Origin of the sequence: Catellatospora sp. NPDC049609 (assembly GCF_040675365.1) — a bacterium.
In the GTDB taxonomy this organism is placed as follows: Bacteria; Actinomycetota; Actinomycetes; order Mycobacteriales; family Micromonosporaceae; genus Catellatospora.
Window position 1 is genome coordinate 1 of the sequence record NZ_JBFAOU010000034.1, and the last position, 25987, is coordinate 25987.

20 protein-coding genes and 3 pseudogenes are annotated in these 25987 nt (G+C 71.1%); 9 read left to right on the forward strand and 14 right to left on the reverse strand.

The features are described 5' to 3' along the window. Positions 1-479 precede the first annotated feature (479 nt). The 6 genes from AB0J67_RS12690 to AB0J67_RS12715 form a co-directional block, all read right to left on the reverse strand. On the reverse strand, positions 480-1628 hold the full coding sequence (locus tag AB0J67_RS12690) for a M20/M25/M40 family metallo-hydrolase (protein ID WP_363480509.1): 1149 nt from the start codon (positions 1626-1628) through the stop codon (positions 480-482). Next, complete coding sequence (locus AB0J67_RS12695; RefSeq protein ID WP_363480512.1) at positions 1625-2386, reverse strand: amino acid ABC transporter ATP-binding protein; 762 nt, start codon at positions 2384-2386, stop codon at positions 1625-1627. The genes AB0J67_RS12690 and AB0J67_RS12695 overlap by 4 nt, the downstream gene beginning before the upstream one ends. Beyond that, positions 2383-3252, reverse strand: a complete 870-nt coding sequence (locus AB0J67_RS12700; protein ID WP_363480515.1) for an amino acid ABC transporter permease — start codon at positions 3250-3252, stop codon at positions 2383-2385. Before AB0J67_RS12700 ends, AB0J67_RS12695 begins: the two co-directional genes overlap by 4 nt. 67 nt (positions 3253-3319) lie before the next feature. After that, a complete protein-coding gene (locus AB0J67_RS12705) occupies positions 3320-4267 on the reverse strand; it encodes an ABC transporter substrate-binding protein (RefSeq protein WP_363480518.1) in 948 nt (315 codons plus the stop codon). An 86-nt stretch (positions 4268-4353) separates the two neighbouring features. After that, a complete protein-coding gene (locus AB0J67_RS12710) occupies positions 4354-5214 on the reverse strand; it encodes a MurR/RpiR family transcriptional regulator (RefSeq protein WP_363480521.1) in 861 nt (286 codons plus the stop codon). Positions 5215-5290: 76 nt separating this feature from the next. Next, on the reverse strand, positions 5291-6709 hold the full coding sequence (locus tag AB0J67_RS12715; RefSeq protein WP_363480524.1) for a pre-peptidase C-terminal domain-containing protein: 1419 nt from the start codon (positions 6707-6709) through the stop codon (positions 5291-5293). Between the two features lie 254 nt (positions 6710-6963). Here AB0J67_RS12715 and AB0J67_RS12720 point away from each other — a divergent pair, with 254 nt between their 5' ends. Together AB0J67_RS12720 and AB0J67_RS12725 are read left to right on the forward strand one after the other, a co-directional pair. Further along, positions 6964-8163 carry a cyanophycinase gene (locus AB0J67_RS12720; protein WP_363480527.1) on the forward strand — a complete coding sequence of 400 codons (1200 nt, stop codon included), beginning with the start codon at positions 6964-6966 and terminating at the stop codon, positions 8161-8163. A gap of 73 nt (positions 8164-8236) precedes the next feature. After that, positions 8237-8299 (forward strand): annotated as a pseudogene (locus tag AB0J67_RS12725) (hypothetical protein); the annotation flags it as partial. A gap of 16 nt (positions 8300-8315) precedes the next feature. Here the strand turns inward: AB0J67_RS12725 and AB0J67_RS12730 are convergent. Beyond that, entirely contained in the window at positions 8316-8417 is a 102-nt protein-coding gene (locus tag AB0J67_RS12730; protein ID WP_363480530.1) for a hypothetical protein, read from the reverse strand. On the opposite strand from AB0J67_RS12730, the gene AB0J67_RS12735 reads away from it, so the two are divergent. From AB0J67_RS12735 to AB0J67_RS12745, 3 genes are all read left to right on the forward strand, one after another. Then, positions 8416-8748 carry an ATP-binding protein gene (locus AB0J67_RS12735; RefSeq protein WP_363480532.1) on the forward strand — a complete coding sequence of 111 codons (333 nt, stop codon included), beginning with the start codon at positions 8416-8418 and terminating at the stop codon, positions 8746-8748. The genes AB0J67_RS12730 and AB0J67_RS12735 overlap by 2 nt on opposite strands. Positions 8749-9269: 521 nt before the next feature. Next, positions 9270-10121, forward strand: coding sequence for an AAC(3) family N-acetyltransferase (locus tag AB0J67_RS12740; RefSeq protein ID WP_363480535.1), 852 nt, complete (start codon positions 9270-9272; stop codon positions 10119-10121). A 338-nt stretch (positions 10122-10459) separates the two neighbouring features. After that, the gene (locus tag AB0J67_RS12745; RefSeq protein WP_363480538.1) at positions 10460-11272 is read left to right on the forward strand and encodes an alpha/beta hydrolase; all 813 of its coding nucleotides are present in this window, start codon (positions 10460-10462) and stop codon (positions 11270-11272) included. Positions 11273-11413: 141 nt separating this feature from the next. On the opposite strand, the gene AB0J67_RS12750 is transcribed toward AB0J67_RS12745, so the two are convergent. After that, positions 11414-11839, reverse strand: a complete 426-nt coding sequence (locus AB0J67_RS12750) for a Sua5 family C-terminal domain-containing protein (protein ID WP_363480634.1) — start codon at positions 11837-11839, stop codon at positions 11414-11416. Next, positions 11837-11953 (reverse strand): annotated as a pseudogene (locus AB0J67_RS12755) (Sua5/YciO/YrdC/YwlC family protein); the annotation flags it as partial. The gene AB0J67_RS12750 and the pseudogene AB0J67_RS12755, both read right to left, overlap by 3 nt. Positions 11954-12539: 586 nt before the next feature. On the opposite strand from AB0J67_RS12755, the gene AB0J67_RS12760 reads away from it, so the two are divergent. From AB0J67_RS12760 to AB0J67_RS12770, 3 genes are all read left to right on the forward strand, one after another. After that, entirely contained in the window at positions 12540-13604 is a 1065-nt protein-coding gene (locus tag AB0J67_RS12760) for a hypothetical protein (RefSeq protein WP_363480541.1), read from the forward strand. Positions 13605-13764: 160 nt separating this feature from the next. Continuing rightward, positions 13765-14613, forward strand: coding sequence for a T6SS immunity protein Tdi1 domain-containing protein (locus AB0J67_RS12765; protein WP_363480544.1), 849 nt, complete (start codon positions 13765-13767; stop codon positions 14611-14613). Between the two features lie 283 nt (positions 14614-14896). Continuing rightward, positions 14897-15706, forward strand: coding sequence for a hypothetical protein (locus AB0J67_RS12770; protein WP_363480547.1), 810 nt, complete (start codon positions 14897-14899; stop codon positions 15704-15706). A gap of 185 nt (positions 15707-15891) precedes the next feature. Here the strand turns inward: AB0J67_RS12770 and AB0J67_RS12775 are convergent, their stop codons facing one another. Further along, complete coding sequence (locus tag AB0J67_RS12775; protein ID WP_363480550.1) at positions 15892-16872, reverse strand: hypothetical protein; 981 nt, start codon at positions 16870-16872, stop codon at positions 15892-15894. A gap of 228 nt (positions 16873-17100) precedes the next feature. Continuing rightward, positions 17101-17985: a LysR family transcriptional regulator gene (locus AB0J67_RS12780; RefSeq protein ID WP_363480553.1), complete on the reverse strand. Its 885-nt coding sequence runs from the start codon at positions 17983-17985 to the stop codon at positions 17101-17103. A 117-nt stretch (positions 17986-18102) separates the two neighbouring features. Here AB0J67_RS12780 and AB0J67_RS12785 point away from each other — a divergent pair, with 117 nt between their 5' ends. Next, complete coding sequence (locus AB0J67_RS12785) at positions 18103-18654, forward strand: dihydrofolate reductase family protein (RefSeq protein WP_363480556.1); 552 nt, start codon at positions 18103-18105, stop codon at positions 18652-18654. A gap of 131 nt (positions 18655-18785) precedes the next feature. Here the strand turns inward: AB0J67_RS12785 and AB0J67_RS12790 are convergent. From AB0J67_RS12790 to AB0J67_RS12800, 3 genes and pseudogenes are all read right to left on the reverse strand, one after another. Beyond that, a pseudogene (locus tag AB0J67_RS12790) lies at positions 18786-19097 on the reverse strand (NmrA family transcriptional regulator); the annotation flags it as partial. Between the two features lie 259 nt (positions 19098-19356). Continuing rightward, complete coding sequence (locus AB0J67_RS12795) at positions 19357-23127, reverse strand: S8 family serine peptidase (protein ID WP_363480559.1); 3771 nt, start codon at positions 23125-23127, stop codon at positions 19357-19359. A 76-nt stretch (positions 23128-23203) separates the two neighbouring features. Beyond that, positions 23204-25858 (reverse strand): S8 family serine peptidase, encoded by a 2655-nt coding sequence (locus tag AB0J67_RS12800; protein ID WP_363480562.1) that lies wholly within the window; start codon positions 25856-25858, stop codon positions 23204-23206. Positions 25859-25987 lie beyond the last annotated feature (129 nt).

Genomic DNA, 25987 nt, shown 5'->3' on the forward strand with positions numbered 1-25987 from the left:
GGGTCCTGCAGCGCTTCACCGGACGACGCGAACTGCTCCCGCAGACCGTCGACGCCGTCGCCGCCCTGGTCTCCGACCGCACCATCACCTGGTGAAACGCCCCGGAGCGGCCCATCACGCGACCTCAACTATTGCGCACAAGATCGTTAGCGCCAGAAGCCTGGGCGTCGGGTCATTTGCTGTGTCGCGCCGCCGTGCCCGACACAGCAAACTGCTGCGCGCTTGTCTGCCGTCGACGGCGGCCTCACGACGCGAGCCCCACGATGGTGCGGAAAGGACACTGAACCCGGGGCTGCAGGCGGGGTCACCTGCAGTCCCGGGTTCTGAGCGGAGGGTGGTGCCATCGCGCCCTACAACATCGGTTTGACGAACCGATCAGATGGACGCGAGTGACTCGCTGCTGGACGTAGCCGTGCGGGCGCGTCGCGGTCGATGATGCTTGCGATCATGTCGATGACGAGGAACCCGTCGCGACAGTGTCAGCTGATCCGGTCGATGAGACCCGCCAGCAACGCGACCCGGGGCACGACCGAGTTCAGGTCGAGCCACTCGTCAGGGCCGTGGTCGCCGCCGCCGACCGGCCCGAGCCCGTCGAGCACCGCCACACCCGACTCGGCCAGCAGGTTCGCGTCGGCGCACCCGCCGGTGGCGGCGTGGGTGACAGGCAGGCCAAGCTCGTCGCCGACCTGCTCGGCGGCGCGTAACAGCGCCGCCGTGCCGGGTCCGCCAGCCCACGGCGGTGTCGGGGCCACGACCCGCACGGTGGCGGTGACCCCGTCGACGAGCGGGCTGCCCGCCAGCCGGGCGATGTCGGTCAGCGCCGCCTCGTACGCCGCCGGGTCGGCCGCCCGCACATCGACCACCAGCCGGGCCCGGTCGGCCACGACGTTGGGCTGTGTCCCGGCCCGGAGCACGCCCACGTTGACGCCCGCTAGCCCTTGCAGGGCCACAGTCAGGTGCGCGGCGGCCAGCGCGGCGTTGGCGCCGCGTTCGGGTTCGATGCCGGCGTGGGCAGCCCGGCCGTGCAGGTCGATCTCGACGTCGGCGACGCCCTTGCGAGCCGACACGAGGTCGCCGTTGTCGCGGGCGCATTCCAGGCACAGGATCGCGTCGGCCTGGGCGGCCAGTTCGGCCAGCAGCGGGCGGCTGCCGACCGAGCCGATCTCCTCGTCGGGCGTGGCCACCAGCACCAGCTCGCCGAACCCGTCGACGCCGAGCGCGATCAGGGTCTCGATCGCGGCGAGCCCGGCCAGCAGCCCGCCCTTGTCGTCGCACACGCCGGGCCCGTACGCGCGGCCGGTGCCGCCGTCGACGGTCAGCGGCCGCGCCGCGGCGGTGCCCGGCGGGAACACCGTGTCCAGGTGCGCGGCCAGCAGGATGCGCCGGGTGCCACGGCCGGACAGCCGCCCCACCACGGCATCGCCGAGCGGCACACCGGTGTCGTCGTGGACCGGCACGAGCGTGGCGTCGAGTCCGGCGTCGGTGGCGTATCCGGCGAACCGGGAGGCGACCTTGCGCAGACCGGCGACCTGGCGCGACCCGCAGTCGACCTCGACGAGTTCGGCGAGCCGGGACAGGAACGCCGGATACCGGGACGCGGCCGCCGCTCGTAGTGCCGCGGCTTTCACAGGACCTTCGCCAGGAACGCGCGGGTGCGGTCGTGCCGCGGATCGCCGAGGACCTGCTCGGGTGTGCCGGTCTCGACGACGACGCCGCCGTCCATGAACACGACGGTGTCGGCGGCCTCGCGGGCGAAGCCCATCTCGTGGGTGACCACCATCATGGTCATGCCGTCTGCCGCGAGGTCGCGCATGACATCGAGCACCTCGCCGACCAGCTCGGGGTCCAGCGCCGAGGTGGGCTCGTCGAACAGCATCAGCTTGGGCCGCATGGCCAGCGCCCGGGCGATGGCCACCCGCTGCTGCTGACCGCCGGAGAGCATCGCCGGGTACGCGTGGGCCTTGTCGGCCAGCCCGACCCGGTCGAGCAGTGCCAGTGCCCGCTGCCGGGCGGCCGCCTTCGGCTCGCGCAGCACGTGCACCGGGGCCTCCATGACGTTGCCCAGGGCGGTCAGGTGCGGGAACAGGTTGAATCGCTGGAACACCATGCCGATGTCGCGGCGGCGCTCGGCGACCTCGCGTTCGCGCAGCTCGTGCAGGCGGTCGCCGCGCTGGCGGTAGCCCACGAGGTCCCCGTCGACCCACAGGCGTCCGGCGGTGACGGTCTCCAGGTGGTTGACGCAGCGCAGGAACGTGGACTTGCCGGACCCGGACGGGCCGAGCAGGCAGCACACCTCGCCGGCGTTCACCTGCAGGTCGATGCCGGACAGCACCTCCAGCTGCCCGAAGCTCTTGCGTACGCCCTCTGCTCTGATCATCGCGGTCACCGGAACATCCCTCCTCCGCTGGTGGCGCGGTGGCCACGGCCGAAGCGCCGTTCGACGAACCACTGCACCACCGACAGGACGCTGACCAGGGCCAGATACCAGATCGCGGCGACGGCCAGCAGCGGGATCACCTTGTAGTTCTGCGCGTACACGGTCTGCACCGCGGTCATCAGGTCGCGCCCCGCGATGACCGACACCAGCGCGGTGGACTTGAGCATGGTGATGACCTCGTTGCCCATGGGCGGGGCGATCACGCGCATGGCCTGCGGCAGGATGATGCGGCGCATGGTGAGGCCGGGTTTCATGCCCAGCGCGTGGGCGGCCTCGGTCTGTCCCTTGTCGACGGCGAGGATGCCGCCGCGCACGATCTCGGCGGCGTACGCCATCTCGTTGAGCGACAGGGCCAGCACCGCGGGCACGATGCCCACCATGACCGCGTTGGTGGGCTGGTCGAAGATCGCGATGTCGGTGAACGGGACGGTGACGGTCAGCCGCGGCAGCAGCGCGCCGAGGAAGCCGAAGAAGACGATCTGGACCAGCAGCGGGGTGCCGCGGAAGAACCACACGAACACCGCGGCGCTGACGCGCAGCACGGGGTTTGCCGACAGGCGCATGACGGCGAGCAGGACGCCGCCGGCGGTGCCCAGCAGCATCGCGATGGCGGTGAGCAGCAGGGTCGTGCGCACGCCTTCGAGGACGAAGTCCTTGAACAGGTATTCACCGATGGTGTGCGGTTCGAGGTTGGGGCTGCTGAGCAGGGCCGAGCCGATCTGGTAGGCCAGCAGCAGCACGAGGACGGCGGCGATCCAGCGGCCGTGGTGGCGTACCGGCACGGCTTTGATCGGCGACGGGGTGTCGGTTGTCATGGGCGGGGGTTCCCTCGGTGAGAGCGCGGGTGGCGGGCGACCGTGCCCGCCACCCGTGGGTGGGCGGTCAGTCGATGGCCTGGTCGATGGTCGCGTTGACCAGGCCGATCTCCTTCTGCTCGTACTGGGCGAGGATCTTGGCGTAGGTGCCGTCGTCGATGAGGGACTGCACGGCGGCCTGGAACGCCTTGGCCAGGTCGGCGCGGGACTTCAGGAACCCGAACCCGTTGGGGCTGGCCAGCCAGCCGTTGGGGTTGGCGGCGTCGGCGGCGAGCTGCACCTTGTCCTTGAGCTGCTGCTCGGTGTCGACGAGGTTGACCTTGGTCGCGGCGACGGCGTCGACGGCCCCGGCCAGCAGGGCCTGCACGGCCTGCGGGTTCTCCGGGTACTCCTTGACGGTGATCGCCTTGCCGGCGCAGCTGCTCTTGCTGTACTCGGTCAGGTGCTTGGCCTGGTTGCTGGCCTTCTGCACGCCGACGGTGCGCCCGCACAGGCCGGTCACGTCGTTGATGGCCAGCGGGTTGCCCTTGGCGACGAGGAAGCCGGTGCCCGAGGCGCTGTAGTCGACGAAGGTGGCGACCTGCTGGCGCTCCTTCTTGTCGGTGATACCGCCGGCGATGGCGTCGTACTTGCCGGCCTGCAGACCCGGCACCAGGCCGTCGAAGGGCTGCTGACTCCACTGGGCCTGCAGGCCCAGCCGCGCGGCGGCGGCGGTGAGCAGGTCGTAGTCCAGGCCCTTGAACTCGGTGGTGTTGCCCTCGGTCTTGAAGTCGATGAACGGCTCGTACGGGGCGTTGGTGGCGATGGTGACGGCGCCCTTGTCGCGGAAGTCGGCGGGCAGCGTGGCGGCGACCTTGGCGTCGGTGGTGACGTCGCCGACGCCGTTGATGGTCACGGTGACATTCGCGGCGGCCGGCGAGCTGCCGGTGGCTGGGGTGTCGGTGGAGCCGCAGGCGGCCGCGGCGAGCGCGACGGCCGCGAGCGCGGTGCTGGACAGGGCGAAGCGCGAACGCATGAAGTCCTCCCGGTTACTGATGCTCAGTACCGGGGACTGTAATAGGCGTTACATGGAATGTGAAGTTACGTTTTGATGTAACAAGATCATCCGAGGAGGCCGTAGCGCTGAGCAGCCGCCTCGATGGAGGTCAGCTGCTCCCCGGCGGCCGGGCCCAGGCGCGCGATCACCCCGTCGATCAGGGTCTCCAGCACCGCCACGGTGGGCACGAAGCTGTCGTACGCCGACGGAGAGTCCACCCTGCTGGGCAGCACCACGTCGGCGACGCCCGCGACCGGCGACAGCCACCGGTCGGTGAACAGGATGATCTTCGCCTCGTGCTCCTTGGCCGCCTGCGCCAGCCGCAGCGTGGGCTGCTCGTACCGGCGGTAGTCGAACAGCACCAGCAGGTCCCTGCGGCCCAGCTCGGCCAGCAGTCCGGCTCGCTCGACCTGCCCCGCGGGAAGCAGGCGGCTGTTGCCTCGGATCTGCACCAGGTGCATCACCAGATAGTGGGCCAGCAGCGCGGAGAAGCGCCCGCCATGGCCGGTGACCCGCAACTGCGGGTCCGCAAGCAGCCGCACCGCCGCCTCGACCTCGGACTCGGGCAGCTCTGCCAGGGTGGCCTCCACGGCCTGCGGCAGCACCCGCCGCGCGCGTTCCAGCGCCCCGCCGGGAGCGGCGGGCGGCTCGGCGGTGTAGGCCGACAGCGGCGAGGTGTCGCGTTCGGAAAGCTCGTCGCGCACCGCCTTCTGGAACTCGGGGTGGCCACGGAAGCCCAGCCGGTTGACGAAGCGCAGCACCGTCGGCCCGCTCACCCCGGCGCGCTCGGCCAGCACCGCCACGGTCTCCAGCGCCGCCGCGGGGTACGCCGCCAGCAGCACCCTGGCCACCCGGCGCTCCGCCGGGCTGCACTCGCCCAGCCGGGCGTGGATCATCCCGGCGACGCCGTGCTCGACTGCGGTCATCTGCCACCTCCGCCGACAGCGTAGCCACGGTCAGGCAGGGGCCCCCGCCCGGCGCGCGCCGGACGGGGGCCGTCGGTCACTTGGCCACGGTGCAGGAGTACACCGCCGAGCCGGAGCCGGAGTAGGCCTCCAGCTCGACGTAGACGGTGGCGCTGCCAGCGGCGGTGCGGGTGTAGGTCAGCGACTCGTCGGTGCCCGCGCCGTCGTTCACCGAGCGCACCAGCGTGCTGCCGGAGGAGCTGAGCAGGTACAGGTCGGCGTCGTAGGCCGACGGGATCGCGCAGGTGACGGTGACGGTCTGGCCGGAGGCCAGGGTGGTGGCGAAGTAGTCCCGGTCGGAGCTGCCGGCCATGTTCCCGGTCACGGTGGCGGGGTAGGCCAGCGACGCGATGCTGTTGGCCGTCGAGCGGGAGTCGTTGGGCTCGGCCTCGGCGAAAGTGGAGCCGCCCCCGCCGCCGGGCGGCGGGCAGGAGGTGAGCGGCGTGCCGTTGTACAGGTTGGACTCGGCCACCCCGTTCGTGACACTGCGCAGGTAGTAGCCGCAGCTCGGCCGGTTGGCGAAGTCGTAGGTCTGGCCGCCGGCCAGCTTCCAGATCTTGAAGTTGGAGAAGCTGAGCGGCTGCCCCGACACGGCGCGTTCGGGCTGGTGGTCGCCGAGCACGACGTATGCGCTCGGGCCGGTCAGCGTCGCCTTGCCGGCGGCGTCGATGAACAGCGACGCGCCCTCCTCGACCCCGACACCCCAGGCCGCGCCGCCGCTGACCAGTCCGTCCTTGATGGACCGGGCGACGAATGCCATGAGCCGCCCCATCCGGTCGCGGGCGACGAAGTGCGAGTCGTTGATGGTGTTGGCATAGTTCGGCCACTCGAACATGCCCGTGGTGAAGCTGATGTAGCTGTCGTAGGGATCGGCGAGGGCCTCGGCGGACAGCACGCTGCCGGAGCAGGCGTCATATACGACGTCGCTGTTGATGTGGTGCCCGGCGCTGCCGCCGCCGACACCGCCGCCCTTGGCGACCACCGACTGGACCGAGGCCCGCAGCGCGGTGCCCTTCCAGTTGGCGTAGCGGCACTGGTCCCCACCGGCGAAGTAGACGAACTCGGCGTTGCGGATGTCGGTGTTGACCTGGCTGTTGTTGCCGTCGTTGGTGGCGGTGAGGGTCAGCGTGGTGCAGGAGTTGACGCCTGCCAACCCCATGATGGTGTCGCATTCGGGCGTCTTGCTGCCCGAGCTGGGCGCGGATCCGGCCACGACGGTGACGTCGAGGCTGCCGCTGCCGGCGCGGATCGCGTCGATCGCCCTGGTCATGGTCGCGGTGACGACCGCGCCGGAGCCGTTCATCGTGTACGCCGGGCCGGACCAGGCGGTGCGGCTGACGTCGGTGGCGCTGCCCTGGCGGACCCGGGTCACGGCGGCGTGCGCCGGGGTGCCGATCAGGGTGCCTGCCAGCATGGCGACGGTGGTCGCGGCTGCCAGGCGGGAGATGGGGGGCATAGATCCTCCTCGACGGAACCCACCACGCTGTGATGTATCGCACAGTACAGCCGAGGCTGATTCTTGTACATCTGTAGTTTCTATTACCGCTTTGTAACACGCATTACATCTGGACTAGCAGTACGTCCTCTTGTAACGTGCTGTCGCGTCGCCCATCTGGCGCCGACACCCAGTCCGGCTCCGCCCGCCGTTGGAAACCACAAGTTCCCACCACGCGGCGGCGGGCGGAGCCTCCCACCCCCGGGAGGCACCCCATGACCCGCAGACGCACCGTGCTCGCCGGCGCCCTCGGCGCCGCCGCCCTCACCGCCTTCGGCCCCGCCGCACGCGCCTCCGCCAAGGTGTGCCGCGGCCCGCTCATCCTCGTCGGCGGCTCCCTCGCCGATGACAACACCGAGATCTACGGCGAGATAGTCCGCCGCGCCGGCGGCCCCACGGCCCGCATCGGCGTGCTCACCGCCGCCTCCATCCCGCCCAGCCAGGACCCCGACGCCGGCTCCCCCGACGCGGTCAACAGCCAGACCAACGGCCAGTACTACGCCGATCTGCTGCGCTCCCACGGCGCGGGCGACGCCGTCTGGATCCCCGTCGACCTCGACCGCGTCGCCGCGGCCGACGACCCCGCCGTCGCGGCCCTGGCCGCGAGCTGCACCGGCTTCTTCTTCGGCGGCGGAGACCAGTTCCGCTACGTCACCACGCTGCTGCACGGCGACGCCCATACAGACACCCTGGTGCTCGCCGCCATCCGCCGCCGCCACCGCGCCGGCGCGGTGGTCGCCGGAAGCAGCGCCGGTGCCCAGATCCAGCAGGGCGCCGACATGGTCACCGGCGGCGAGAGCTACGAGGCGCTGCGCGACGGCGCGCGCCCCGGCTACTTCGACGACCCGAACACCAGCGGCTACTGGCCAGCGGGCGGGTTCGGGTTCCTCACCTCCGGGCTCATCGACACGCACTTCTCCGCGTACGGCCGCCTCGGCCGCGCCGTCCAGCTCGCCGCGGACACCGGCCATGACCGGGTCTACGGCCTCGACCCGAACACCGCGCTGCTGGTCACCGATCCGGGCGGCCGCGACGAGCGCGGCCACGTGCTGGGCACCGGCGGCGTCAACCTGCTCGACCTGCGCGACGGGGTCCGCTGGAGCCACCTCACCGCCGGCTTCGGCTACACCCCCGCCACCTGGCGCGTCCGCGTCCCGAGCACCCTGCACGAGCTGCGCCCCAACGGGCCTCGCCAGGTCGCCGGCAGCGACGACGTCTTCGGCGACGACGCGGCCACCGCCCTGGCCCTGGCCCTCGCGGGCTCCCGTGACGCGGACGCCGTGGGCCGCACCCGGCAGCAGGATCCGCGCTTCGCGGTGACGCTGACCAAGCGTCCGGGATTCACCGCGTACACCGCCGACGGCCGTACCGCGACCGCGTTCGGCGACCTCGCCGTCCACATCCGGCAGGTCTGACGGCGGACGGGTCCGGCTCGCCCCGCGCGCCGGACCCGCTGGCGAGTGTCCACGGCGGCGGCCGGGCGTTGACGCCGGGCGCATCGCCGTCGCCGGGTCCAGTCAGGGCGGCGCACTTGCCCTCGCCGCAGCCGGGCTGCGAACCACGCAGGCTACATCCGGGTATGTGCGTACGTGTGCAGCGCGTCGCGGACGAACCGCGCCCCCGCCTCGTCGTCGTACATGGCGGCGAAGCGGGGATCGTCGACGAACATGTCCCCGATGCTGTGCACCATCTCGATCGAGCGCGCCGACACCGTGGATGCAGACGAGACGGATTTCTCCTCCCGCTCGACCGAAACATCGGCCGGCCGACCGGCCAATGCCGTGCTGCACGGCGGCGGCGCCGTGGCGATGACCGTCGAACGCAGCGACCGGGTCCTGCGCATAGCGGTCGCCGACCGCAGCACCGCTGCGCCGCGGCCACGCAGGCCGGACGTCGACGGCGGTTTCGGGCTCGGGCTCGTGCACCGCCTGTCGCAGCGCTGGGGCGTGCAGCCGACGGCCGACGGTAAGGTCGTCTGGCTGGAGTACCCGTTGCCATGATCGCGTTCTGTCCTGTCTGCACACCGGCCTACGAAGCGGAGGCGTCACGGTCGAGGTGAGCGAGCTGATCGGCGACGTAGTTCATCCAGCTGCGGAGTCGGAGCCGTTCCAGGGCAGCAGCAGCAGTTGGCGAGCCGGATGGCCGGGCCACAGTGGGTGATCGGGCACCTGGCGCACCGACACCTCGTACGCCGCCCGCGGCAACGCCGTGGGCTACACCGGCCTCGACGCGACCGGCCTGCTCGGCCCGCCCGCCTACTCGCGGAGCTGGCGGCATCATCCAGCCCGCACACGTCAAGCCCGGCGCGTTCGTGTTCTCCCTGCTCGGCCACGAGTACGCCCACGCCGTACAGGCCCGGCTCGGCATCGCACCCCGGCCGTGGTGGGGTCCTTCGCCTTCCGGCTGTTCACGACGAATGGCCGCGGCGTTCGGCCGTTGACGAGACGGGCCAGCGTGTCGGCCGCGTGCGCTGCCTGCGGTGTGGCGAGCTGGCAGGAGAAGCGACTGGCAGGATTGCTACGTGCTGGTCCCGAATCACCTACTCAGTCGGCATGGCTACGCACCTGTCACGCGCACCCGAATCGCCAGTCACCTACGGCAGATCGGTGTGGTCGAAGGTGGAGTGCTGATGGTCCACGTCAGGCTGTCGGCTTTCGGGTGGGTGGTCGGCGGCATGGACTCCGTCGTGCACGCCCTCCGTGACGCCATCGGAGCGACCGGCACATTGATGGCACTGTCCGGCTGGGAAGACAGCCCTTACCATGTCGCCGGCTGGCCCGAATCCTGGCGCCAGGCATATCGGGACCAGCCACCGTTCGATCCCCGTATCTCGGCTTCGCGACGTGAGTTCGGACGGTTCCCGGAGCGGCTACGTACGTGGCCTGCCGCCGAACGAAGCTCGCATCCCGAGGTGAGCTTCGTCGCTTTAGGCCCCAGGAGCTCCGAGCTGCTGGCCGATCCCGACGACGGCGACCCGTGGGGCCCGTTCGGCCCGTTGGGCGGGCTGGTCAGGCTGGGTGGCCAAGTCCTGATGCTTGGTGCGCCTTTGAAGTCCCTGACGTTGTGTCACCACGCCGAGGCGACGGCGAACGTGCAGGGCAAGCGCTACCGCGACTATCAGATGCCGGTACGCGAAGGCGATGAGGTGGTGTGGGCCTCGTACCGAACCCTCGACACGTTCTACGGAGCCCTGCCGTACTGGGACCGTGATGATCTGGAGATGGGCGACTCCATCGTCGCCAAACTCGCCGATCAAGCTGTTGCTGCCGGGGCTACTGAAGTCTCGCGCATTGAAGACTGCACGGTAGTCCTCATCGACGCGGCAAAAGCAGCCAATGCGGTCCGGGCTTGGATCGAAGCCAACTTTCGGTAGGGGCGGTGTCTGCGGCGTAGTCTGCCGAGCCGAATGCGGCGAGCATTCTGCCAACAGCGCTACGCCAAGGCCGTAGCGGCATCCCCGGCACCGGCATCGAAGCCGTCACCCGCGCAATGCGAAGTCGGGGATAGGAAAAGGGCCCGGTTGTCCCTGGACCATTGCACGTGGGATGCCAGTTCACGGGCGTCCCAGACACGGACTTTTCTATCGACAGACACCGATGTTACAGGCCGTACAGTATCACGTGTTGGTCAGCCGTATGCCGTCTCCGTGCGCCGGCCGGACCACGGTGCTCTTCCCGGACCTGCCCCCGACCGCGGCTATCATCGGCGGCTGTGACGATCGAGACCGGCACGTTCCTCAGCCGCATCCCCTACGCCCGGATGGGCCACGGTGACCAGCCGATCCTCGTGCTCGCCGGCGGCCAGGCGTTCATGCAGCGGCCCACCCCGCAGCGCATCGCGCGCGACGCCGGCCGGGTCGCCTCGATCCTGCCGCCCGACCGCAGTTTCATCCTGCTCGGCTACGACCCCGCGCCCACCGAAAACCACAGCCTCGCGACGGTCGTCGCCGACATAACCACGATCATCTCCGAGCTCGGGGCGCCGGTGCAGCTTGTCGGCGTCTCGTACGGCGGCATCATCGCCCTGCAGGTGGCCGCCGAACACCCCGGCCTGGTTTCGGAGCTGGTGCTGCTGGCCAGCGCACACCGGTTCTCACCGGAAGGGTCACAGCTCATGCGCCGCCAGCTCGACCACGCGGTTCGCGGAGACTTCGCCTCACTAGGTGAGGAGTTCGTCGGCATGTTCCGACGCCCGTGGCTGAACTGGCTGCTACGCCTCCGGCTGCGCACCCGCCGCGGTCGCGCCGCAGAAGGCATGAACGATCCCCAGGTCATCGTGCGCGGCCTGCGCGTCGTCCTCGACTCACCTGTCGACGAGGCGTCGCTGTCCCGCATCTCGGCACCGACACTGATCATCAGCGGCACACGCGACCAGGTGTTCGGCCGGGTGCCGGAGCGCACCGCCACCCTCGTGCCGCACGCGTCGCTCGTCGCGTTCCCCGGCGAAACACACATGGTCCCGATCGAGCGCAGGCGGGCGGTCGCCAGGCACACCCGCGCGATGTTGACCCCCAAGAGCAGATAGACGAACGGCCGACCCGGTCCTGGCCGCGGCCTGAGGGGCAGCCGGTCGGGCCGGCGCAGGCGAGATCCGTTTCGTGCCCCGTCCACGCCGGCGCCGTGCGGTGTCAAGCACGCCTGGCGTGCCGCCTGCGGGCAGGTCGGGTCATTCGCCCGGCCGGGGTCCGGCGGCGCGGCGCAGCCGGTTGGCGATCGCTGTTCCGAGCCCCTGCTCGGCCGGCAACGACGCGATGATCAGGTCGCATCCTGCCTGGTCGAGCTCGCGCAGGAAGCCGTACAGGCCGCGCGCGTATGCGGCCGGTGAGCCGGGGACCGTGACCGTGGCGTGCGTCTTCACCGCGGCAGCCGCGGCCCCCGGCGGCAGGAACACCCCGACCCGGTGGCGGAGCTGCTGAGCGAGTTCCGCCTCGACGACAACCTTCTCCGGCTCGACGAGCACGACCCGCGCACGCGGTGCGTAGTGTGACGGGTGCTGCCCCGGCACCCGGACCGGGTGAGCCGAGGGCGCGGCGAGCGGCCGGCCCAGCACCGTCTCGATGTCCTCACGGGTAACCCCACCGGGCCGCAGGATGCTCGGGGTGTCGCCGGTCGCGTCGACGATGGTCGACTCGACGCCGACCTGACACGGACCGCCGTCCAGGACGAAGTCGACGGCGTCGCCGAGTTCGGCGCGTACATGGTCGGCCGTGGTGGGGCTGCGGGCTGGTCACCCCCAGCGGTCCCGCGGACAGCGGCGTACGCGCACGCAATTACGGTACGAAGTAGGTCCTGCGCTAGTCGGCTCGTCGCCGCCAACGTTAAGCACAGGCCGGAACCTTGCACCACAAGCAACGACTTGGCCTACTCGATCGACGCGCTCCACGCTTGCCGTGTCAATAGCCCCGCAGGTCGGCGTGTACCTCTATCCGGTTCTCGGAACGCCGGCCGACCAGATCATCTGGAAGTGCTCACGTATCGTGGCGTCGTGCCGATCATGAGTGAACACCTGCAGCTGGCCGGCACCGCCGGCAGCCGGATCTGCGGCCCACGCGCCTTGCACCGGCGCCAGGACACGATCCGTCTTGCCGCCGCGGGACGCCACGACCGTGGGATTGGAGCCGCGCTGCGTCGGGACGCACTCGGGCGGGTGTCCGACCGCTCGACCACGACCCTCACGCGAGCGCGCCGGTCGGGTCGTTTCGCCCGGCCGGCCTGGGCGGGATCCGACGGGCGCGGGGCGGCCTCTCCGCCGTCGTCGGCCAAGGGGCCGGCCGGTGAAGGTGACATCTGACGTGGGGCTCGACACGACACCCCTCACCGTGGCGTCCACCCGCCCCCAGCTGAGGGACTTCACCGCTCGCGTGCTCGGACACCGCTCCCGGTGGAACGTCTGGGTGGGCCTGCTCGTTCTCTACGCGGTCACGACAGCCGCCGTCGCGGCCCTCGTCCTCCTCGCCCTCATCCTCCTCACGCTGGGGGCACCGGCACCGAACGGGCCGTTGCGCGACCATGCCCTGCTCCTGTCGGTCGGTACGGCGGCCTGCCTCGTCGCCACCATGTTCATCTGGGTCGCGCACGTGAGGAAGGGCATCCGGGAGGAGCTGTTTCGGTTGCACCGGTTCGCGACCGCCAACGGGTTCGACTTCACGCCCGAGGTCAAGGAACCCGACCTGCCGGGTCTCCCCTTCCGGCGCGGCACACTGCGTCGTTCCTCGGCACGCCTGCGCCGTTTCGGCCCTCGTCCGCTGGAGGTGGCGAACTACACCGCCTGGATCCCGAAGGGGCGCGCCGGCGAGTCGCTCACCTTGTCCTACTTCGCCCTCACGCTCGACCGACCGATGCCGCAGGTGGTGCTCCACGCCCGCGCCAACGACGGACGGCTGCTCGGGTCAAGCGTGCCCGCCCGACCCGCCAATGACACAGGAATGCCGCTGGGTGGCCCGTTCGGGGAGGCGTTCGGGCTCTTCTGCCCGTCCGAGGCCGAAGGCTGGGCCCGTTCCCTGTTCACGCCGGAGATGGTCGCCCGGTTCGTCGGGCCTGCGAAGACCGTTTTCGACGTGGAGGTCGTCGCGGATCGCCTCTTCGTCTACTCGCACCTACGGTCGCTTTCCTGCTGTGACCCGCAGACGTGGCAGTGGATGAACGAGACCGCAGCTGCGCTCTACGCGCGGCTGGAGGCCCTGAACGACACCACGGCCGCACCCACCTTCGACTCCGCGGTTGCCGACAGCGTGGCAGCCGAGGCGCCGCTCGGTCTCGCGCCGCCGTACGCTCGGCTGCACCGCGCTCTCCCTGTCACGGCTCTCGTCCCGCTGGTCGTCATGGTCGGCGTCTGGGCCGTCGGCCTCGCCGCCTAGGTCGATGCGGACACCAGGGCGCAGCTCCCGGGCTCCGGCCGGCCAACCGCGGATCATCATGCCGAAGGTCCGGTAGCGCCGTCAGCGGGCGAACAGCGGCGGCTCGGCAAGACAGGCTTGTGGCTACACTTCCGCGACACGCAGAAGGGTGTTGTCGACCATGTTCTCTGAGTTCCACCCCGTGGCGCCCATAGCCGACGAGACCATCAGCCGGTATGCCGCGCAGGTCCCCGCCGACGCGGTGCAGTTGTGGCGCTCGCACGGTGCCGGGTTCGTCGGCGACGGGTACTTCCGCTTCGTCGACCCGGCCCGCGCAGCCACGATGCTCGCCGGGGTCTTCGGCCTGCCCGACAGCGCGACCGTCCTGTTCACCACCGGACTCGGTGACGTCATCTGCCACGTCAACGGCCTCTACCTAATGGTGAAGTCCCGCTTCGGGTCGATCGACGTCGTCCAGGGACAGTCCTTCGCGTCCCTCGTCGCGCTGCTGCAAGACACGGCGCAGCGCGAGGCCGCCTGGGAGTGGCAGCCCTACCCGGCGGCACGTGACCGCGACGGCGTGCCCGGATTCGAGCAGTGCTTCGGCTACGCGCCGCTGCTGGCGCTGGGGGGCTCGCCCGACGCGAGCCACCTGCAGCTGGGCGGGCTGTACGAGCACCTGGCGGTCATCGCACAGCTGGCCGGCCAACCGCAGGTGCGCAGGCCGCTGCAGTTCGCCACGGCGCAGGTGCCGCCGGCCGCCGGCCTCAACGAGCGGCTGGCCCAGATCGGCCGGGAACTGATGGCACAGCTGACGGAAAACGCGGCGCTCAACGTCATGCCTTTGCCTGACGGTCTCGGCGTCCGCGTCGTGCACGCCGTGCGCGGCGGCGCCACCATCTACGTCGCGCCGGACGAAAGCGTGCTCTTCGCCGCGTCAGCCGTGTCGCCGGACGTCGCGCTCGAAGCGTTCCGGGCGGGCAACCGCACACCCAAGGAGAAGTTCCGCCGCGGCCCCGCCGCCGGCTGACCGGCCGCACCAGCGACGCGTGCCACGCCACATCCCTTCAGATCGAGAAACCGGTGCCCCCATGTCCAGCCCTGTGCCACCACCGCCGCCCGCCGGAGCGTGCCCGGTCTGCGCGGAGATCTCCGCGGTCACCCCGTACGGCTGGCCCATGCCGCCACACCGGCGGCAGGCGGGCACCGGCGACTGCCCCGGCTCGGGTCAGGCGACGCTCGACTCGGGACGGACACCACCGCCGCCGGGATTCCAGCCTCACCGCGTCTCCGCCGACGCCCACGGGCGGCCCGTGCTGGTGCAAGCCTTCGATATCAGGGTCGGCGGCAATCCGAGAGCTGACGGCCGCTTCGACGCCGTGCCAGCCGGCTGGGCGGGCCCTGAGGGTCCGGGCATCGACGTGCGCAGCTGGCCGCGCTCTCCGCGCACGGGCCAGCCGATGATGCACTGCTTCACCCTGTGGCTGCCCGAGGCCTACCGGCGCCGGGGCAGCGATCTGGTGGCCGTGGCCGTCTTCCAGTGGGACGACGACGAGTACTTCGGGGCACCGATGCCGTACCTGACCAGCGGGCAAGCCGGGGACCTCGGCGACGACCACCCGTTCTGGGAGCAACTGGCGCAGTCGGTCAGGCATCCCCGCCTCCAGCTGGCCGACGACGGCGTCGATCATCTTTTCGCCATGGTGTGGCTCACCGAAGCCGAATTCCAGGGACCACGCGTGCCGCGTCCTGCCGCCGCGCCGGTTCTCGCCGACGGCGAGCGCGACGCCACGGACACCATGCAGCGGTACGGATTGTTCGGCTCGTTGTGGTTGTACCCGCGCCACTTCGACCCGAACGCCGGCGTGCGACCGCAGGACGCCGACTCCTACACCGATGTTCCTGACCAATACGACCGGTTTCACCAAGAACATCTCGGCGGAACCGTCATGTCCCCCAACGGCGTACGCGACGGCCTCTCGGCCTGGTATGTCGAAGTCAGCCGGCTCGGTGGCATGTCTCACGGCGGAGACGAGGACCTCGCCCTGGACCTGGACGCCGATGCATTCCTCGGCGACCTGACCAGCGACGTGCTCATCTCTCCTGCCGGCAGCGTGGCATAGTCCGCGCGATGCTCGGCCGCGGCCGGCCCATCCCAGACACTGACCAGAACGGCGAGGTCTAAGCTCCGCCACCCTCCTTCAGCCGTCGGACCGGATGCTGGAGTTGCTGGGACGGCGTGAGGTCAGCGGCCCTCGGGCCTGCCGCGGCTGCGGCCGGTGCTGCGACCACGCCTGCCATGGTCTGTTCAGCGGCCGAACCGTTGTTCGAGGTAGGCGTGGATGGGTGCGAGGCCCTCGGTGGTCAGCACGGTGGTGGGGCGGTTGCTGCGCTCGCCGTAGCGGTCCAGGGTGTAGCGCAGCGGGTCGTGGTGGCGTCGGATGACGTAACGCTCGTCGCTGCCGAAGCCTGCCGACTCGGTGGTGTTCACGTAGCGGTGCAGGGGGTATCCGTTGCGCTCGGCCCGCTCGACCAGGTCGGGAGTGACCAGGGACAGGTCAGGCCCTTCGGCGATGATCCGCAGTGGCGGGCCGGGGCGCTGCGTGCGGTAGGCCTGGCGGATCGCCGCGAAGTCCATGGCGTGCAGCACGGCGAGGGCGACCTCGTCGGCCCAGCCGACCCGGAACACGGCGTTCGGCCAGCCCGTCGGGCGCGGGGCAGAACGGTTGCCGACCTCGGTCATCAGGATGCGGGTGACGTCGGCCAGGCAGTCGGCGGCGTACGCCGGTGCGCCGAGTTTGGGCACCGAGTGGTCGTGCAGGTGCAGTTCGAACCGTCCGGCGCGCTGTGCAATCCGGAAGGACTGGCGGTCGCGGGTGGCGACGAACGGGTTGCCGTACAGCTGCACCGGTGGGTGCCAGCCGCACTCGTGCAGCCAGTCACGTGCGACGGGGTCGAGTTCGGCGGAGGTGACCGCCTGGACGCTGCCCGCCGAGTCGAGCCGGCTGACGATGTCCCACAGCAGATCGCAGGCGGCGGCCTCGCGGCCGAAGACGACCGGCTCCGGGCCGTGCGTGTCCGGGTGGTAGGAGGCGGGACGGTTGAGGTCGCGGACGGTGACGGTGAACAGGCCATCCCCGATCAGCAGGTTCCACGCGCCGTGACAGACCCCGTTCGTGCCGGATGCGGTACGACCGTCGCCTCGTAACGTGTCGTAGCGACCCGCGTAGGCCTGGAACGGGTCGTGGCCCGCGTCGCGCAGGCGCTGCTGTAGTTCCGGAAAGTTCACCCGACCATGGTGCACCCGAAAACTGGAGCAGGCGTGGCCGGGCAGCGGCAGGCTCCGGGATTCGACACGGACCCTGTGCCAGCCGGGCGGTCAACGTCGCTCGGTCGGCGGAGAAGCGGCTGTCACCCTGAGGTGATCCGAACGGAGGCCGTAGGGGCCGATCGCGGCAAGCCGAGGACGGGAACAAGGTCAGGCGATCGAATCGGGTGCCTGGCTTGACCTCGTCGGTTACGGTTCGGAGGCTCGTGTGGCGCAGTCGACGAATGCGCGCACCAGGCCGCTGTCGTTGCCGGGCAGCCACACCGGCGCCCACCGCACGGGCGGGGCGTCGGGCATCGGCAGGTACGCGATGTCGGGTCTGGGGTAGAACCGTGCCGCATGCTCGCCGACCGGGAAGACACCCCGGTGGGCGGCGACCAGGGCCAGGATTTCGGGGAACGTGTCGGCCTTGGGCCCCAGCAGTACCGGGCGGCCGCTGTGCGTGGTGGCTGGGATGCGGTAGCGCCTGCTCTCTTCGGGCATGGTGTCGGGCATCTGGATGACCGGGTGGTCGGCCATCACTTCCCGGCTGACCTCGGAGGCGCCGGCCAGCGGATGCCCGGCGGGGACGGCCAGCAGCTGCGGTTCGGACAGCAGCACGGGGCCCACGTCCACGCCGGAGACCGGCAGTGCGGTGATGAGGACGTCGAGGCTGCCGTTGAAGACCCGCTGGCAGGCGTCGTGGACCTGGGCCTCCTGGATGTGGATCTCGCAGTCCGGGTGGCGTGCGCCGAGCAGCGCGACCGTACGCAGCAGCAGTTGTCCGGCGGCGGCGCCGACGAACCCGACACGCAGGCTTCCGCTGACGCCGCGGCCGGCGGCGCTGGCCCGGCGTAATGCGGCCTGCAGGCCGGCGACGTGCGGGGTGAGGTGTTCAATCAGGGTGGCGCCGATCGGGGTGAGGGTGACGGTGCGGCTGGTGCGCACGAACAGGTCGGCGCCGATGCGGCGTTCGAGGCGTTTGACGATCCGGCTGACCTGGCCGGTGGACAGCCGCAGCTGTTCGGCGGTGCGGGTGAAGTGCAGCTGCTCGGCGAGGGTGAGCAGCACCTCGAGTTCGACCCGTTCCAGCATTCCTCGTTCCGATCGTTGTCTGTGGGGCAACGAACGTAGCCCGAACCTTTCTTGATCGTTTCCGGGCGCTCGGCGAGGGTGGTTGGTGTCACCCCTTCCCGAGTAAAGGACAATGACGTGACCAACCGCAGGATCGTTGCCGGGCTGTTCATCTCCGCCGACGGCGTGGTGGGCGCCCCGGAGCAGTGGACGTTCCAGCACATGAGCGACCAGGCGACCGCGGCCATCGGCGGCCTGATCGGCGACGCGGACACCATGCTGCTGGGCAGGCGCACCTACGAAGAGTTCGCCGGTTACTGGGCGACCCAGTCCGGGCCGATGGCCGAGGCCATGAACGGCATCCGCAAGCTCGTGGCGTCCACGACGCTGACCGCCGCCGGCTGGGCCAACAGCGAAGTCCTCGACGGCGACCTCGTGCAGCGACTTGGCGAGCTCAAGCAGATCCCGGGCCGCAACATCAACACCTCGGGCAGCATCTCGATCGTGCAGACGCTTCTGGAGGCCGGGCTGATCGACGACCTGCACCTGATGGTGTTCCCCGTCGTGCTCGGAGAGGGCACCCGGCTGTTCCCCGCCAACGGCAAACGGATCGACATGACCCTGCACGCTTCGGCCACCTTCGACACCGGCGTCGTGCACCTGCACTACCGACTCGGAGGCTCCCGATGACCGACCAGCTCACCCAGACCAGACCCGCAGCGCATGGCCCCGACGGCGACCGCAGCCGGCACCGCGCCCAACCGTTGCTGGCCGGCGGCATCACCGGCACGGCTCTGTTCTTCGTCGTGGCCGGGGCGCAGCACGAGCCGGATGCTTCGGCCTTGGACATCAAGCGTGCGCCGGGCCATGTCGATAAGGTCTTGCGGCTCGGGCCCGGCGATGTCTCGGTGGCGGCCCTGCGGGCCGCCTACGGCGACCCGGGCGAGGATTGCAGCGACATCAGCGGGCGCGATCGGTTGCAGAAGCAGCGGCGGCAGTTGCGCGGCCCCGTCGCGTTCGACCCAACCGGCGACCGTCGCCGGAAAGTCGAAGAACTGCGTTGCCGGGACGATGGTGTACGAGACTGGCCCGGCCTCAACCGCGGCCTCCTGGGCACGCTTGCCGGCGTGATGCGGATTGCCCGGCACGTCCTCTGCGCCCTGGTCGAGCCTCGGCCCACGTCTCCGGTGTCGTAACGGTCGCTGAGTCGCTGGCAGGAGTTGTGGGGATCGGCTGGGCGTCAGGTACCGCCGCCTCGGCAGCAGTTGCCGCCTTCAGTAGCCGCTCACCGGGCGGGCCGTTTGCGAACGGCCCGCCCGACGGCATCCTCCAGTGATGCAGTGCGGCATCGGGTCCTCATGCGCGCCGGGACCCGATGGCGAGGTCAGACTGTTATCGCACCCCGTACGCCTTGATGATCGTCTGCTGGACGCTGCTGCCGTGCCGGTCGGTCAGCTCGACGCGCAGCGAGACGTCCTTGCCGGACTGGGCGGACTGGTCGACGACGGCGGTGAACGCAGTCGCGTTGCCCGTCACCGACTGCTCGATCCAGGTGGCTCCGTTGTCGAACGACGCCCACAGCCTCGCGCCGACGATGTCGCCTTCGTCGTAGTCGCGCTGCCCCGTGGCTCCGAAGCCGATCCTGAAGTCGGCCGCAGCCGGCGTCAGGTTGCGCTCGTCGACGGCGATGTCGTAGGTCGGCACCAGCAGCGGCAGCGCGTACACGCCGCCGTCGTCCGGGCGCTCGGAGCGGAACCGGAACGAGGTTTCCGTGCGGTGGAACAGGTTCCAGTTCGGGTGGTAAGGCGGCCCCGGATTGAACCGCATGGTGGTGACCCGCAGCTCGTAGTCGGCGGCCTCGTCGGGCACCGACCACGCGCCGGCCGCGAACGGTGAGGAGCCGATCTGCTCGCCGTTGCGGAACACCTGCACGTTGCCCGCGTCGCCGAAGCCGCCGCCGCCGCTGTAGTGGTCGGGGTCGCTGTCGCCGAACGGCAGCATCGCGATGCCGATGAGGTTCTCCTGCCGCTCGCCGATGCGCTCCGGTGACAGGTCGGCGCGGCGGGTGCCGGTGGAGCGCACCGGTCCGCGGTACCAGTTCGCGGTGCGCACCGACCCGGCGGCGTAGGTGCGGGGTACATCGGTCATGTACTCGTCGAACACTCCCGCTCCGCCGATCAGCTGCCGCCACGGCTGGTCGGCGGTGAAGTAGGCGGTGCGGGTGAGAGGGGCCCGCTGCGGCACCGATGCCATCGCCGCGACCGCCGGGAACGACGGCCGGTAGGCCTGCAGGACCTCGAACACCGCCCGGTCGGTACGCATGGAGAACACCGTCTCCTGGACGCGGCCGAGGTCCCGGTCGCGGACGCGGCGCACCGGGTCAGGGTTTGTCTTGCGCTCGTCGGCGAACGCCAGGTTGTACACGTAGGGGCTGGCGGCCACGGCGTTCCACGTCAGTGTCACCGGCCCGGCGGTGAGCGCCTGGCGCAGCGCCGCGGACTCCGCGTTGCTGACGGTCAGACCCGGGATGGTGTTGCCGGCGGCGACCGTGTTCCAGCGCCCGGCGGCGTCCTGGCCGAACAGCACCGCCGTCGCCCCGGCCGCGGCCGCGTCCGACAGCACGGCGGTCGGGTTCGCCGCATTGTGGACCAGCACCACCTTGCCCGCCACCTCGGCGGCGGCGAGCTCGGCGGCGGTGCCCGCACCGGCGGACGTCAGCGGTGCCGAGCCGGTGCCGTCGAACTTGACCGGAGCGGCAGGCTGGGTGAAGGGCGCACCGAGGTACTCCGGCCGCAGGGTGAGGCCGGCGCCGGTGCGCAGGTCCAGTTCGGGGGCGTACATGCGGTAGAGCAGGTCGAGCTCGAACCCGCCGGAGTGCACCGGCGCGGTCCGCCCGATGTAGACCTCGTCGACGGACTTGCCGCCGCTGTACCCCGCGGCCAGGTAGGCGTTGTCCCACCAGCGGCCGTATTGCACGGTGATGTTCTGCGCCTCGACCGGGCGGGCGGCGTCGATCTGCTGGCGGACGGCCGTGCGGGCGTCGTAGGTGATGGTGCGGTCGATGTCGTCGTGGTTGACGACCAGGTCCGGGTCGCCCATGAAGGCGACCGACTGGACCAGACCGGCCTCGCCGGTGGTGCCGTCGTCGCGGCTGGCGATGACCGCCGCGATCGAGTAGCGGCCTTCGCGCAGGCGGAGCACCGGGTCGGTGGTGAAGGTGGTGAACCGCTGCGCCGTCAGCCGGTCGATGTCGATGACGTCGACGAACGAGGGTGTGGCCGGGGCCTGGCCGCGGCGGTCGAGCAGGTGGAGACCGACGGTGACGGTGCGGGGCGCGAGCCAGGCGCCGATGGCGGTGGTGACCGTGGTGCCGTCGCCCGCGCGGGCGACGAGCCGCCCGCCGATCATCCCGTAGGCGGCCGGGGTCTGCCTGACCGCCGGGTCGAGGATGACGGGGACGTCCGCGGTGCCGTTGGCCGGCACGGTGACCGTGTCGAGGCCCGCGGTGAGGGTCCGCTTGGCCAGCGGTGTGCCGTCCTCGCCGGTGGCGCCCTCGATGGACAGCGTGAAGGTGACCGGCCGGGACGCGTCGTTGGTCAGCGTCACCACCGTGGTGGCGGGCTGCTGGTGCTGGTGAGGCCAGGCGAAGGAGCCCGCGTCTACCGTGCCGGGGCCGTACACCTGCGCGGTGACGGCGCGGTGCGCGTCTACGACGCCGGCACCCTGCTCGTATACGCCGCCGGTGGCGCCGGTGGCGACCGACGACACGAGCACGGCCTTTCGCTGCTGCGCGCTCAGGCCGGGGTGGCGCTGGGTGAGCAGCGCGGCGACACCGGCGACGTGCGGCGCGGCCATGGAGGTGCCGGACATGGCGGTGTACGGGTCGGCCGTCCCACCGCCACTGCGGGCGGCGACGACATCGACGCCGGGCGCGGCGATCTCCGGCTTCACCCGGTGGCTGCCGGTGACCGGCCCGCGGCTGGAGAACGGTGCCGTGGCACCCGACGCGTCGACCGCGGCAACCGTCAGCGCCCCGTCGGCGCAGGCGGGCGAGCCGAGGGTGCCGGTGCCAGGGCCGGCGTTGCCGGCGGCGAGGACGAACAGGGTCTTCGACTGCGCGGTGAGCCGCTGGGCGGCCACGCCGATCGGGTCGGTGCAGTCGGTGCCGATGTTTCCGCCCAGGCTCATGTTGACGACGTCGGCGCCCTTGTCGACGGCCCATTGCATACCGGCGATGATCCACGACTCCTGGCCGTTGCCCGCCCGGTCGAGGACCTTGCCGATCACCAGCTTCGCACCCGGTGCGACGCCCTTCTCGGCGCCGCCGGAGGCCGCACCGGTGCCCGCGACGGTGGAGGCGACATGGGTGCCGTGCCCGTGCAGGTCCACCGGCCCGCCGGTGTCGGTGGTGAAGTTCTTCGCGTCGGTGACCTGCCCAGCCAGGTCCGGGTGGGTGGCGTCGTAGCCGCTGTCCAGCACCGCCACCGTGGTTCCGGTGCCGTCGAGCCCGGCGGCCCAGGCCTTGGGGGCGTTGATCTGCGCGGTGCTGTCGGCCATCGTGGCGGTGACCCGCCCGTCGAGCCACAGCTTGACGATGCGCGGACCGTCGGCGTCGATCAGGTCCCGCCACAGCCGGGCGGCGTCCGCTTTGCCCGCGGACAGGGCGACCGCGTCGGCCACCGGCAGCGTCGCGACGACGTCGGCGCCGTCGGGGGCCTGCGGCGCCCGCCCGGTCCGAGAGACGGTGCCACCGTAGGTCGCCAGCAGGGCAAGCCGGTCGGTGCTGCGGTCGTCGTAGCCCTGCCGCACCAGTCCGGTGACGTTGAACAGCTCCTCGTCCAGGCGACCGGAATCGATCAGCGGGAGGGCCGCCGCAGGCAGGACGTACACGTCGCCTTGGAAGACGCGCGTGACGTAACCGTGGGGGTCAGGTTCCGGGCCGGGCAGCACCGTCGCGGTCGGACGGCCAGCGGGGTCCGTCCCGACCAGTGCCCGATCGCCGCTGACCAGGGTCACCTGGATCTCCGTCGCGGCGGGAGTCGCGCGGGTCAGGCCGGTGTCCCCCGCCGCGGCGGGCAGGATCGGCAGGCTGGACGCGGTGAGGGTGACCGCGCCGAGCAGGCTCAGGGTGGCGGCGCGCCGCCAGAGCGAGGGGGTGGGCATGTGCGGGGTTTCCTTCCGATCGACGGCAGGGGCCGGTGTGGCAGGCCGCCGACGGCCTGCCACACCGGCCCGATGTTCACTGGGTGATCGATGCCTGGAGCTGGAACGGGTTCGCCGCCAGCGGGCTGGTGCGGCGCGACTCCACGACGAACTCCCACACGCCCGCCAGCGGGTTGGTGTAGGTGCGGGCGGCCGGGTCGCAGCCGTTGCCGTCGAGGTAGCCGGCGTAGCAGTAGACGGTGCCCGCGGCTGACCGCTCCCCGCTGACGCCGTTCGGGTTGAACGCCCACCAGCGGGTCTGGCTGTCCGCGGCCAGACCCGACAGGTTCACCGTCAGCGCCTTCGTGCCGGCCGGGACGGCCACCGCGTACACGATGGTGCCGTTGCGGTCGACCGTGCCCTGCACCGACCAGGTGGTACCGGCCGTCAGCGGCGAGGCGGCCCGGACGGCCAGCATCGCGTGCTGCTCGACCGCCCGGGTCGCCGGGTCGTCGATGACCAGCACCGCACTATGCACGCCCTGCGTGCCGGGGGTGGCGGTCACCTGGACGGTGGTCGGGACGTTCTTCTCCAGCGCCACCTGTGCCGGCACGGTGAACGTGCCGTCGGCGCCCTGCAGCGACAGCGCGTAGGTGACCGTCGTGTCGGCGCCGCCCGTCCTGGTCAGGATGAGGTCGTAGGTGCGGGACTCGCCCACGACCTGACCGCCGGCGCTCGGGGCGCAGCCGTTGAACAGACCGCTGCCCCGGTGCGGCGTGGCCAGCTGGTGCGACAGGATGGTGCAGACCGGCGCGTCGACGGTCACGGCGTCCGCGGCCACGCCGTGGGACAGGTGCGTCCAGGCCTGGCGGACGTCGAGCTGCCCGCGGCCCTGGGCGATGGCCTCCACCCCGTCGGTGAAGTCGGCCGTGGCGTAGATCGCGTTGCGCAGGTCGGCTGCGGTGACCGCGATGCCGCGCTGCTTGGCGGCCGACAGCAGCAGCGCCGCCGCGCCGGTCGCCTGCGGGGCGGCCATCGACGTGCCGTTGAGCATCGAGTAGCCCGGCGGCAGCGTGTAGCCGGTGTCGGCCGGGGAGCTGCTGGCGATCCAGTCGGGCGTGCTGGACACGGCCGCCCCGGGGGCGGTGATGTCGGGCTTGAAACCGCCGTCCTCACGCGGGCCGCGCGAGGAGAACGGGAAGATGCCCTTCGGGGTCGTGACCTGCGAGCCGTAGTTGGCCCACCAGGTCGCCTTCGACACCGACGCGCCAACGCTGACAACCCGGTCGGCGCCGGTGGGGTCGCCGATGGTGTTGGTGCCCGCGCCGGAGTTGCCCGCGGAGATGAAGATCTGCACGCCGGTCTCGTCGATGAGCCGGTTGTACAGCAGCTCGCGCGCGCTGTGCCCGTCGTTGAAGGTCGGCGACGAGCCGATCGACATGTTGATGACGTCCACGTCGTGCACGGTGGCCAGTTGCACCATGCCGTCGGTCAGCGCCGCGGTGGAGCAGCCGAGGAGGTGGCAGGCGCGCATGGACACCAGCTTCGCCCCGGGCGCCTGGCCGTTCATGGCTCCGCCGAACAGGCCGTGCCCGGCGGCGATGCCCGCCACGTGGGTGCCGTGGCCCTCGGCGATCCAGTTGATGTTCACGCCGAGGCAGCCGGCCTCCCGGCACGCCGGCGTGGTGGGGAACAGGCCCTTCTCCAGGTCGACGGTGAACGGGACCCGCTCGTTGACGGGGGTGGCCGGGTCGTCGACGCCGAGGTGGCCGATCTGCCGTGCCACGGCGAACGGCCGCATCAGCTCCTCGTCGGTGAAGTCGAAGTCCTGGTCGGTGTCGACCCAGACGGCGTCGTCGGACTCGCGGTACAGCACACCGAGGTGGCTGCCGCTGATGCTGGACACCGAGACCTTCTTGACGCTCATCCGCAGACCGCTCTCGGCAGGCCCGGTCCAGGTGCGGCGGATGACGGTGTCGGTGAACGTCGGCCCGGTCACCCGGGTCGTCGGCGACAGGTATCGCCAGGTGTCGTCGAGCAGGGTGTCGATGAGGTTCGACGGGCTGGTGCCGACGACCGAGTCGACGAGTTTGCGCTCCCCGGTCGTGGTGGTGGCCAGCGCCGGGTGGGTCGGGTCGACTCCGCTGTCCATGATGCCGATGGTCACGCCGCGGCCGTCGTAGGTCGGGTGCTGCGTCTTGAACTTCACCGACCCGGTCTCCGCCGTCGGCAGGTACGGGTTCTCGTCCGGGGTGGCCGCCGACGGTGCGGCGGGCAGGCTGCCGGTCGGGCCGCCCGCAGTCGCCGTGCTGTGGTCGCCGACCGGCTCGCGCCGGAGCAGCTCGTCGACGTCGGCCGCGATGACCTCGTCGATCCCGACGGCGCGTTCGATGTCCGCGAACGGCACGTTCACCTTGACGTAGCCGATCGCGGGCGTCGTCGCGGTGACGATGGCGCCGAGTTCGGCGAGCTCGGCCGCGACCTGCTGTGCCTGTCCGTCCCGGACCGCGAGCATCAGTGTGACGAAGTCGGGCATCGGCTGGGTGGCGCCGTCGGGCAGCGCACGCGTGGCGCGCTGGCGGGCGTACTGCGCGATCAGTGCCCGGTCGTGATCACCGAGCTTGTCGGTGGTGGGGCTGGTCTCCGCCGCGGCGGGTGGGACGGCGAAGACGCCGGCGGTGCCCGCCGCGACTGCGCCGATCAGCGCGATGGACACGGCGACGGATTTCCGGCCGGCTGGTAAGCGGGGCACGGGTGCTCCTTCTCCTGGGGGTGGTTGACTGGAGAAGATCTTGCAGCCGTGCGGCCGGCAGGAGAACCTGTTCACCCTGGCGGATACGTGTCATGGCGTAAATGCGATGCCGCCGCGCGCCCGCGGGGC